General features: G+C 70.7%; 9 protein-coding genes and 1 pseudogene. 4 read left to right on the forward strand and 6 right to left on the reverse strand.

Features of this window, described 5'->3' with window-relative positions; translation table 11 throughout:
* Positions 1-16: 16 nt before the first annotated feature.
* Positions 17-496, reverse strand: a complete 480-nt coding sequence (locus ACIOWN_RS33180; RefSeq protein WP_362357619.1) for a diadenosine tetraphosphate hydrolase — start codon at positions 494-496, stop codon at positions 17-19.
* 141 nt (positions 497-637) lie between these two features.
* Here ACIOWN_RS33180 and ACIOWN_RS33185 point away from each other — a divergent pair, with 141 nt between their 5' ends.
* Positions 638-892, forward strand: coding sequence for a hypothetical protein (locus ACIOWN_RS33185; RefSeq protein WP_362357603.1), 255 nt, complete (start codon positions 638-640; stop codon positions 890-892).
* 55 nt (positions 893-947) lie between these two features.
* Here the strand turns inward: ACIOWN_RS33185 and ACIOWN_RS33190 are convergent, their stop codons facing one another.
* From ACIOWN_RS33190 to ACIOWN_RS33205, 4 genes are all read right to left on the reverse strand, one after another.
* The gene (locus tag ACIOWN_RS33190) at positions 948-1,838 is read right to left on the reverse strand and encodes an NAD-dependent protein deacetylase (RefSeq protein ID WP_362357605.1); all 891 of its coding nucleotides are present in this window, start codon (positions 1,836-1,838) and stop codon (positions 948-950) included.
* Positions 1,839-2,111: 273 nt separating this feature from the next.
* A complete protein-coding gene (locus ACIOWN_RS33195) occupies positions 2,112-4,280 on the reverse strand; it encodes a hypothetical protein (protein WP_362357607.1) in 2,169 nt (722 codons plus the stop codon).
* Between the two features lie 235 nt (positions 4,281-4,515).
* The gene (locus tag ACIOWN_RS33200) at positions 4,516-4,803 is read right to left on the reverse strand and encodes a hypothetical protein (RefSeq protein WP_362357609.1); all 288 of its coding nucleotides are present in this window, start codon (positions 4,801-4,803) and stop codon (positions 4,516-4,518) included.
* Between the two features lie 106 nt (positions 4,804-4,909).
* The gene (locus tag ACIOWN_RS33205; RefSeq protein ID WP_362357611.1) at positions 4,910-5,272 is read right to left on the reverse strand and encodes a hypothetical protein; all 363 of its coding nucleotides are present in this window, start codon (positions 5,270-5,272) and stop codon (positions 4,910-4,912) included.
* 227 nt (positions 5,273-5,499) lie between these two features.
* Between ACIOWN_RS33205 and ACIOWN_RS33210 the strand changes: the two genes are divergently transcribed.
* Complete coding sequence (locus ACIOWN_RS33210; protein WP_362357613.1) at positions 5,500-6,411, forward strand: helix-turn-helix transcriptional regulator; 912 nt, start codon at positions 5,500-5,502, stop codon at positions 6,409-6,411.
* Positions 6,412-6,509: 98 nt separating this feature from the next.
* On the opposite strand, the gene ACIOWN_RS33215 is transcribed toward ACIOWN_RS33210, so the two are convergent.
* Complete coding sequence (locus ACIOWN_RS33215) at positions 6,510-7,949, reverse strand: aldehyde dehydrogenase family protein (RefSeq protein ID WP_362357615.1); 1,440 nt, start codon at positions 7,947-7,949, stop codon at positions 6,510-6,512.
* A gap of 653 nt (positions 7,950-8,602) precedes the next feature.
* Between ACIOWN_RS33215 and ACIOWN_RS33220 the strand changes: the two genes are divergently transcribed.
* On the forward strand, positions 8,603-9,538 hold the full coding sequence (locus tag ACIOWN_RS33220) for a LysR family transcriptional regulator (RefSeq protein ID WP_362357617.1): 936 nt from the start codon (positions 8,603-8,605) through the stop codon (positions 9,536-9,538).
* Between the two features lie 157 nt (positions 9,539-9,695).
* Positions 9,696-9,929: pseudogene (locus tag ACIOWN_RS33225) on the forward strand (hypothetical protein); the annotation flags it as partial.
* Between the last annotated feature and the right edge of the window lie 421 nt (positions 9,930-10,350).

The raw sequence follows: 10,350 nt of genomic DNA on the forward strand, positions 1-10,350 counted from the left end.
CGGCGGCCCCACGCCCTCAGGCCATCGAACACAACCAGTCCAGCTCGCGGCCGATCGCGTCCCGCAGCACATCGTGCCGCGGGCCCAGCCTGAACTGCTCGTCACTCCACCGCTCACGCGGATACAGCCACACCGGCTTGCCCACCAGCTCGGCCGACTCCCAGTCGAACCGCGGCCAGACATGGGCGTGCAAGAACGGGTCCGTGTTGCCAAGGATCTCCAGGTTGACCCGGCGGAAATGGGGGTCCAGCCGCCGGCAGGCCCGCTCAACCGCTTCCCCGAGTCGGTCCATGTCGGACAGAAACCGCAGCCGCTTGGACCTCGGCAGGTCAGACAGCCGTTGAACACCCGGCTCGTCGGCGAGGAGAACTGAGTACCCGGGCAGGAACTGAACGTCACCGATCACGGCGAAGCCGGACTCGAGCCGCCGCAGCACAGTCGGATTCTCACCCCGCAGAGCGGCCCCGATCCGGTCCATCCGCCAGTCACCAGTCATGGCCGGAGCCTACCTACAGGTAGTGGTGCCGCCGCCTTCAGGCCGCTTGCCGGTCCGCCCGGATCGGAAAGCGGCCGTCTTGGCCAAGCCCACGGACGCCGACTCGTGAGGGCACCCGCCCTACAGGGCTGCCATGTCGGCTTGGCGAGGCGCGTGGGTCAGCGGTTCTTCCACTGCGCGGGACGCTCCTGGGCGAAAGCGGTCAGGCGCGGGACGACCGGCGTGGCCGCCCAGATCTTCGCCCAGCCCGGCCTGACCGTGGTGCCCGTGCGTGACACTGGGCCAGGCGTCGAACTCGGGCTCGTATGGCGGGCGGACTCCGGCCCGTCCGCGCTCACCCAGGAACTCACCTGCCGGCTGGCCGAGCTCATCGACAAGGAGCCGATGCACGTCTGACCACCGGCACGGCGCAAAGACGGGGCTTCCCCGTGCGGACGAATGCCTGGTCCTGTCACAGGTCGTCGACGGGGATGTCCAGTCGGTCGGCGACGGTGGTGAGGGCCGCTCCCAGGGGGAGCGTGATGCGGGTGAGGGCGTGCCGGTCGCCCCGGGTCGGATCCCGGTTGACGATCAGTACCGGCTTCCCGGCCTGGGCCGCCTGGCGGACGAACCTGAGCCCGGACATAACCGTCAGTGAGGAGCCCAGGACCAGCAGCGAGGCCGCCTCACGGACCAGCTCGCGGCAGTGCTCGACCCGCCGCGGCGGAACCGCTTCGCCGAAGAACACCACGTCCGGTTTGAGGATGCCGCCGCAGATCGTGCAGGGCACCACGCGGAAATCCCCGACCTGCGCGTCCGTGAGGTCGGCGTCACCGTCCGGGTTGATGCCGGCGGCCACCGGCTCGAAGCCCACGTTGGCCTCCTCCAGCCGCCGGGCGAGTTCGCGGCGCGGGCTGAAGGCGCCGCAGGAAAGGCAGACAACCCGGTCCAGGCTTCCATGGAGTTCCACGACGTCCCCGCTGCCGGCGGCCTGGTGCAGGCCGTCGACGTTCTGGGTGATCACGCCCGAGAGCAGGCCGTGCCGGCCGAACGCGGCCACGGCCCGGTGCCCGGCGTTGGGACGGGCGCGGCCGAAGGTGCGCCAGCCGAGGTGGCTGCGCGCCCAGTAACGGCGCCGGGCCTGGGCGTCGGCGGTGAAGTCCTGGTAGGTCATCGGGGTGTGCCGGCTCAGGCTGCCGCCCTCGCCCCGGTAGTCGGGGATGCCCGACTCCGTGGAGAGGCCCGCCCCGCTGAGTATCAGCACCCCGCCGGTGCTCAGGGCATCGACGACCGGCTCCGGATCCGTGGTGCCGGGCGGTAGGCCCTCGGCGGGAGTCCAAGTCATCGTGGGGCGCACGCGCATACCCGCCAGGGTACGGAACAGGCTGCCGGTGCCCGCTTCCGCCGTCGATGGCGTCGTTGGCCCGGGTGCGCGAGCGACCGGCGCGGAACGCCCCTCGCCGTCTCGTCGACCAGCGGAACCGGCCCTGCAAACGGCTCGGGCGGCACTCGCGCGGTGAGCGCGGGTGCCGCCCGGAGCGACGTCGAGGGCGAGGAAAGCGAAAGAACTTGTTTTCAGGGAAAGTGAATGGAGAAGGAAGCCCCTTCATGGCCTCGCCATGGACAACGCTAGCACTCAGCCCGGGATCAAGTCGCGCAGATTTTCGAGGGTGATGACCTGGGAGTCCGGGTGCAGCCCTTCGGGTCGTTCGAGACCGATGTACATCACGGGCTCGTCCGGGACCGGCTCGCCGTCCCACACACCGACGGTCGTGGTGTCGTCGGCCATCAGGTCGATCAGGTAGCGCACTGTCAGATGCTCGCGCTCCACGATGGCGCGCACCACCTTGGACACCGACAACTGATTCTCCTCGACCCGGTTGGCCGACGAGATGCCCTTCAGATACAGGTGCAGCCACTTCGCGCGCCACCGGCCGTCGTCCTCGCGCCGGAACACCAGCGGCAGCGCCACCCGACCCGCGCCGCGAAGCTCCGACTTCATACGCACCGTGCGCGGCTCGAACGGACGGCCCTTCTGCTCACCATCGCGCAGCATGAAACCGAAGAACGACTCCTCGACCTCCTCGAAGCTTTCGCCGGCGTAGATGTTGACCTGCGGAACGATGTACGCGCTGCGTACCCGGTCCAGGGACAGGTTGATGAATTCCGAGGCCCCGTCGGGCGCCTCGGTGACATCGCCCGAGTGCTCGCCCCCGACACCTGTCAGGGATGTGTAGGAGAGCCAGTGGTCGGCGCTGTAGTCGGCGTGGAGAAGCAGCGCTGAGAGGTCGTAGTCGGTCCGGTGCTCGGTCTCCTTCCAGTACACGAAGAAGCGCAGTTGTTCGCCGTCGACCGCCGAGACCGAGCCGCGCGGCAGTACGCCGAGCCCGGTCGCGGTCGCCCTGCCGCTGAGCGGGAGCGCCACGTCGAGGACGTCGGGGTCGAGCAGCAGCCGGCCCGGTGCCGGGAGCCTGCGGCGCATCTCGGCGTCGAGGGCGGCGATCAGACGATCGCGGTCAGCGGCGGGGACCGGCGGCCTTACGTCGGGGATGACCCAGCCGCGGCCCCGGCGGTTGACGAAGACCCGGGGTGCGTCGGTCTCCCGCTCCCGGTTCTGGAGGTGCTCGCGGACCGAAAGCGCGACCCGGCCGGAGACCTCGGGAGCGACCCGCACCGCGGCGGCCACCACCGCGTCCCGCTCCTCCTGGTCGGCGGCGATACGCAGCAGGAGGTCCAGGGCACGGAACAGCTTGCCGGGAGCGGACTTCAGCAGCTGCACCGCGCCGAGCACGTCGGACTCGTCGAGCAGCTTGCCGACACGGCTGTCGAAGGACCGCGCCTCCTTGTCGCCCCGCGCCACGGCGAACACATCGGCGGCGTGCGGCCAGCGCGGGTACTCGTGCGGGTGGAGACGCTCACCGAGCCGCTTGAAAGGCTCGCGGTGCGCGTGCACATCGGCCAGCTTCGCGGGGTTCGCCGAGACCACGGCATCGAGGCCCGCGAGCAGCGCACGGCGGACCGGCCGAGAGAAACCCCGGAACCGGGTCGGCTCCTGCAGCGTCACGTCGCCGCCCGACAGCGCGCAGGCCAGCCGCAGCACATCAATGACCGTGTCCAGCAGGAGGTCCGCGCCGACAGCGAGACGGGCCTCGTTGACGACCGCCCGGTTCTCCCGGACCGGGATCGACTCCGGCTGGGGGCCGAGCGCACACCGCTCGGCGAGCACCTTGAGGTCACGCAGGTGGTCATCGCCCAGCGGCGTCGTGCCGCCCGCCAAGGACAGGTACAGGTCCGTGAGTTCCTCATCCAGGTCCCGCCCGAGATGCAGGACGGTCACCCGGTCGCCCGCCGAGGCGATCAGCTCGTCCTGCGCCGCGAGCATCTCCTCGTAGGTGTGCTGGTAGCGGCCGTACGTGGGGAGGCTGAGCAGGTCCAGCACCCCGTACGCCAGCTGCGTCAGCACGTTCTCACGCGACTTGTCGTCGCCGAGCGCCTTCGTCACACACCGCATCCAGAACTCTTCGGTGTCCGGCACGTTCGCCGGAAAGTCGATGAAATACGAGTTGTGCCGGACGTGGTCGCCGACCATCTCGCTCACGGTGCGCAGCGTCCGCTTGGCGGTATGCACGACCGCGGCCTCGGACAGTCCCGACAGCCGCTCCAGCAGCTCCGCCGAGAGCTTGAAGCCCACCGATGTCAGCGCCGCGTCGAACTGCCGTGCGGCGGCGGCTCCTTCCCCGGCGGAGCCCTGGGGGGAAACGCGGTGGGTGTGCCGGATGACCAGCGATTCGAGACGGTGCGCCATTCCGGGATAATCGCAGAGGTGCGCGAGCCGACGCACAGGAGTTTTCTGTACGCGCTCCGACGTGGTGTGGGTCGGCCGCCGGGAGCATGTCCGCGCGATCGACTCACTGGAGTACGAACTCCCACTCCGCGGCCGTCAGTTGCCCTCGCGGCACGCAAGAAGAGCTACGCTCCCGGGCCGCGCCCCGAGGGCGAAGGCCGAGACTCCCACCGTCTGTCTTCGAGCCGAACCAAGCTCAGCCGAGACCGCGATGGGCGGCCCACAATGAGCCGGCACGACTGGCAGCGTCAGCGATCAGGGCCGCCAGTTCGGGCTTGTCGGGGACAGGAAACGAGACGTATGCGCCCCGCCCCCCGGCGACTGGTCGGCCATAGGCCTTTGCGGCGAGGTGACCGTTTGGGAGAAGCCGGACGTTGAGTGTGGTCAGCGTGAACACTTCGCCGCGCCGAGTGTCCGTCCAGCGGAGCGCCTGCGGGATCGTGACATTGATCGCCAGAGCACTCACTTCCAGGTCGCTGCTCATGGACAGATGATCCCACGCGAGTCGCCGCAGCCGGCCGCCCCCGGCTCGGCCGGGTGGTAGCGGCCCGTCGTGATGGCCCGCAGGGAATGCTCGCGCCGGACGTTGCTCACGCCTGGGCCGTGGTGCGGTTGATCAGGTCATCGGCGAAGGGCATGCGGTGGTCAGCTCGTCGGATCACGTGCGCGACGTCCACCACACGCCAGTCGACGGTGCCGTGGTCGATGGTGGCGTGCACCGGGGACGCGCTCATCTCGGTCATGATGCCCGCCGCGGCGGAGCGCGCCTGCTCCTGCGTGTCCCACGCCACGATGTCGATCAGCGAGCCGTCCTCGCAGACCGCGATTCTCCGCCACCGGAAGCCGGGCCTGGCGGCCAGGTAGGCGTCGATGTCCTTGTTCGCAGCCACGAAGGCCCGCGCCGTGCACCCGGGCGCGGGGGACAGGGTGGTGATCTCCAGAGCGTGTGCCATCAAGCTGTCCTTCGCTTGTCTTCGGTGGCGGTTGGCCACCCGCGTTCCTGTGTCCATGCCGGCGGCGTCGTCACCGCAGAAGGCCGCACCGGCCTGGGTGTCCGGCACCCACCCACAGCCGGTCCGGCCCACCCCGTGCCTGGGTGGCACCCTTGCCATGCCACCTTTGTCGCGCCCCGAAGCCGCGGGCCCGTGCCCGTACACGATTCGCTCCCAGAGAAGGAAACATGCGTCCCGTGCAATACAGCGCACCCGCAGTACCCGCCCGGGCACCACGTCCGCGCGGTACCGTCACTCCGGGGTGGCGCACTCCTCCCAGCACCTTCGGGGATTTCCTGCGCGCCGGCCGTTCCCGGCTGGAGCCCGCCGACGTCGCCCTGCCCGCCGGCGTCGGCAGTCGCCGCGTCAAGGGCCTGCGCCGCGAGGAGGTCGCCGTCCTGGCCGGTGTCAGCGCCGACTACTACATCCGTCTTGAACAGGGTCGCGAGACCAACCCCTCACCCCGGGTCGTCGCGGCACTCGCTCACGCCCTGCGGCTTGCTCCGGACGCCCGCGACCACCTGTTCCGGCTGGCCGGCATCAACCCGCGCCTCAGGGCCGACACCCTGCGCGACCAGGTTCACCCCGACCTGCTGCGCCTCCTCGACGCCTTCCCCTCGGCCGCCGCCTACGTTCTGGGGCCGGCCTTGGACGTTCTGGCCGCCAACACCCTGGCCCGGGCCCTGCTGGCCCCCTTCGACGGCGAGAGCAGCATGCCGCGAATCCTGTTCACCCACCCGCGCGCCGACGAGGTCTTCCCCGAGCGTCCCGTCGTTGCCAGAGCCACCGTCCACGCCCTGCGCCTGAACGCCGCCCGGTTCACCGACGCCCCCGAGATCGACGACCTGATCACCGAACTGCACGACGGGTCGGCCGAGTTCCGCTCCCTGTGGGCCGACCAGAACGTCAGGGCACTGACCCGCGCCCACAAAGTCTTCGTCCACCCTCAGGCGGGCCGTATCGAACTCACCTACCAGAGCTTCGATGTGCGTGACGCCCGCGGCCAGGAACTCCTCGTCGGCTCCGTACAACCTTCCAGCCGCAGTGAGGAAGCCCTCACCTACCTGGCCTCCATGGCCGCACCCGACAGACCGCACTGACGGGGCGTCGCCGACGGGACGATGCGGAACACACGGTTGAGCGGGGCACACCTGAACCTGCCCCGCAGCACCTGCTCACATCCGCGACGCCGCAGTCGTCAACGCCGCGACCGTCGCACGCTCAGAGTCTGCGGTTCGGTGAACTTCAGCAGGCCGGCCAGCCCGCTCTCCACCCCGATTCCCGACTGCTTCCTGCCACCGAACGGGACCAGCGGATCCAGCTGCATCACCTCGTTCACCCAGACCGTGCCCGCCTCCAGCCCTGCGGCCACCTCCTGCCCGGCCTCCGGATCACCGGCCCACACCGACGCGCCCAGCGCGTACTCGCCGGCGTTCGCCCGCCGCACCGCATCGTCCACGTCCCGGTACTTCAGCAGCGGCAGCACCGGCCCGAACTGCTCCTCGCGCACGATCCGCGAAGACTCGGGCGGGTTGTCCACCAGGGTCGGTGCCACGAACCAGCCCCCGTGCCCGTCTTGGGGCAGCCCGCCCGCCAGGAACCGGTAACCGTGGTCTCGGCAGTCGCGCAGCAGCGAGACCACTGTCTCGTACTGCCGCTGGTTGGACACCGGCCCGAGATCGACCTCGCCCTCGGACGGGTCGCCGACCCGCGCCCGTTCGGCCAACCGCACCAGCTCGCGCGCCAGGTCGTCGTACACGTCCTCGTGCACGTACAGCCGCTTGGTCGCCAGGCAGATCTGCCCGCTGTTGGCGAACGCCGCCCAGAACAGCTGGGGCGCCACCTCCTTCACATCCACGTCCGGCAGTACGATCGCCGCGTCGTTGCCCCCGAGTTCGAGGGTGACCCGGGCCAGGCGCTGGGCCGCGCTCGCCATCACCTTGCGGCCCGTCTGCGTCGACCCGGTGAAGCTGATCTTGTCGAAGCCCGGGTGCTCGGTCACCCACGAGCCCAGGCCCCCGCTGCCGGCCACCACGTTCACCACGCCGGCCGGCAGCAGGTCCCGCCACACCTCGCCCAGCCGCAGGTTCGCCAGCGGTGTGAACGCCGACGGCTTGAGCACCACCGTGTTGCCCGGCAGCAACGTCGGACCGAGCTTGAACGACACCTGCCCGACCGGGTAGTTCCACGGCGTGATCGCCGCCACCACCCCCAGCGGCAGGCGCCGGGTCACCGACAGCCGCTCCGCGTCGTCCTGATTCACCGTCTCCGACAGTTCCAGCCCAGCAGTCTGCCGCAGCCACAGCGCCAGCCCGGCGACCTCCGCGACGGCGACCGGCATGGGTTTGCCCTGCTCCAGCACGACCAGGCCCGCCAGCTCATGCGTGTGTGCATCCACTGCGTCCGCCATCGACAGCAGGTACCGCCGACGCTCCGCCACCGCCAGGGCGGCCCAGGCCGGGAACGCGGCCCGCGCCGCCGCGACCGCCTCGTCCAACTGCTCACGCGTGCAGTCGGGAGCGGCCGCCACCACCCGGCCGGTCGCCGGGTTGATGACGTCGAAGGCCGATTCACCGGCCACCGAACGGCCGCCGATGGTGAGCGTGAACGCCCCAAGGGCGCCGGGGCTGTGTGACATGTGAACTCCATGTTCAGGCCTTCGCGTCCGGCCGGGCGCGAAGGAAAGTGAGAAGGGAAGCGCGTTGCGGGCCCGGCGAGCAGGAAGGTCAGATCTGCGCGGTGGGGCCTCGGCGATCGCCGACGCCGACAGCCCGATCGGCTCGGTGGCAGCACGCGCGGCACCCTGGGCGTCAGCGATCCCATCGCGCTCAGCCAACATGGCGAGCCGGTCCGTGCGACGGGCACCGAGGACCATGGGGCGATCGGTAGTCGCCGGATGACGGACAGTGGCCTCACCGGTACCGCTGGATGCTCCGGTGATCAGTGCAGGCTTGCGGTCGGCGGCGATGAGAGATGTGCTCATGGAACCATCCCCAGGATGATCAGACTTGCCGACGGTTGTCGACGAGCCGAGTCTTCGCCCTCGGTGATCAGGCAAGAAGACCGCGCGAACATGGGTGCACCACGCCCCCTCTTCTGCGGGCGTCCCACGATCTTGTGACTGCGGACCTGCGGGAGCCGATCGCGCGGCCACAGCCACCGTCCCCGCGCTGGTGATCGCCCTGCACAACCAATCCGCTACAAGAGTCATCAAGCGAACACCATCGTCACTGCTCAAACGACCACGAGAGATCTCTCCACAACCATCAGTTGTGCCTGTACGGTGTCGGCGTGGATCTCACCGCTGTCCGGACCTTTGTCGCCGCCGCCGACTCGGGCCAGTTCCAGGTAGCCGCCGCCGAGCTGGCCGTCACCCAGCAGGCCGTCTCCAAGCGCATCGCCGTGCTGGAGCGCGACCTCGGTGTGCGGCTGTTCACCCGCACCGCGCGCGGCGCCGAGCTCACCATCGACGGGCAGGCATTCCTGCCGCACGCGCGCGAGCTGCTGCGCGTGGCCGAGCGCGCGGTCGACTCCGTGCACGCCGGGCGCCGACCGCTGCGCGTCGACGTGATCGCTTCGCGCAGTGCGCAGTCAGCGCTGATGCGCGGCTTCCACCGCGCGCACCCCGAGATCGACCTCGACGTGGTGATGATCTTCGGCATCGACAAGGCCGTCGCCGCCATCCGCTCCGGCGCGATCGACGCTTCCTTCCGCGCCGTCGCCGCGCCCGGGCATCCCCTTCCGGAGGACGTCAAGTCTGTCCGGGTGCTCGACGAGGACCTCCAGCTCCTCACCGGCCCCGCTCACGCGCTGGCGGGCGCCCGCTCGGTGACCGTCGCTCAGCTCGCCGGGCACCGGATCTGGATGCCCGGCATCGTCCCCGGCACCGAGTGGACCGCCTACTACGCCGACCTCGTCGCCGAGTTCGGCCTCACCATCGAGGCGACCGGCCCCAACTTCGGCTCCGACGCGCTCCTCGACACCATCGCCGACACCCCGGCCCTGGCCACCTTCATGGGCGCGGACTCCCGCCTCGTCTGGCCCGCCGGCCACGGCCTGCGCCGCATCCCGGTGACCGACCCGACGCCCGTCTACCCGCACTCGCTCCTCTGGCACCGCGACAACCCCCACCCAGCACTGGCCACCCTCCGCACCCACCTCGCCGCCACAGCGGCCGGCCACAACGTTGCCGGGACCTGGGAGCCGGGCTGGGCGATCCCGCGCTGAACGTCACCGTGGCAGACGCGCTGTACGCCGTGCGTCCGGCCCGGGTGGAGCCGTCGCCGGAGAGGGCGGCGCACTGCCCCAGCGTGCTGGACGAGCACACCGCCGTACGCGGGCCCGGGACGGGCTGGGATCTGCACGAACACCGGCACTCCCTCCTGGCTTCGGCGACGAGGGGGCCCGGGCGTCGCACAACCGCGGCGGCGGCCGGTTCGAGCAAGCCAGCCGGTGTGCCGCGGGATCGGGTACAACGATGACGCCGGCGCCTGGCGGGCCGACCGCCCCCCGCCTCTTCGCCGACGTCACTGGCGCCGGGCGCGTTGACATCGTCGGCTTCGGCGGCCCGGGCGTGTACGTGCCCCGCAACCTCATCCGCCGCTTCAGGACCCGATAACGATCCGACGGCTTCCGCAGCCGCGTCACGGAGACGCGCCATCGGCGCGCCGGAACCTGTCACCCCGCCCCGACGCCTGGCCCGGCACGCTGACTGTCGGCACCGCAGTACTTCGGTGTGACATCACCGGCGCTGGCCGGGGCGGCACTGACGCTGCTGGGGCTGGTCGTCGCGGGGGTCGTGTGCGCGGTGCACCGCCGACGGAGCCGTACGACTTCTGACGGCCCGTCGGTCGGTGACGCCTCACCGCCTTCCAGCGCGTCTAGCTCGCCGGAACGCCCCGGCGGCGATTACGGTCGCCAGCAAGGCCGTGGGAGCGGCCGGGCTCGTCTCTGTGTTGGGCCGCGGCCCCCGCGGGGCGGGCGGCGCTTTCCCCGGGCCGTCGTCCCGCTGGGGCCCATGTGGGGCGCCGCCGCGAGTG

It is taken from the genome of Streptomyces sp. NPDC087787, from assembly GCF_044743035.1.
Taxonomy (GTDB): domain Bacteria; phylum Actinomycetota; class Actinomycetes; order Streptomycetales; family Streptomycetaceae; genus Streptomyces.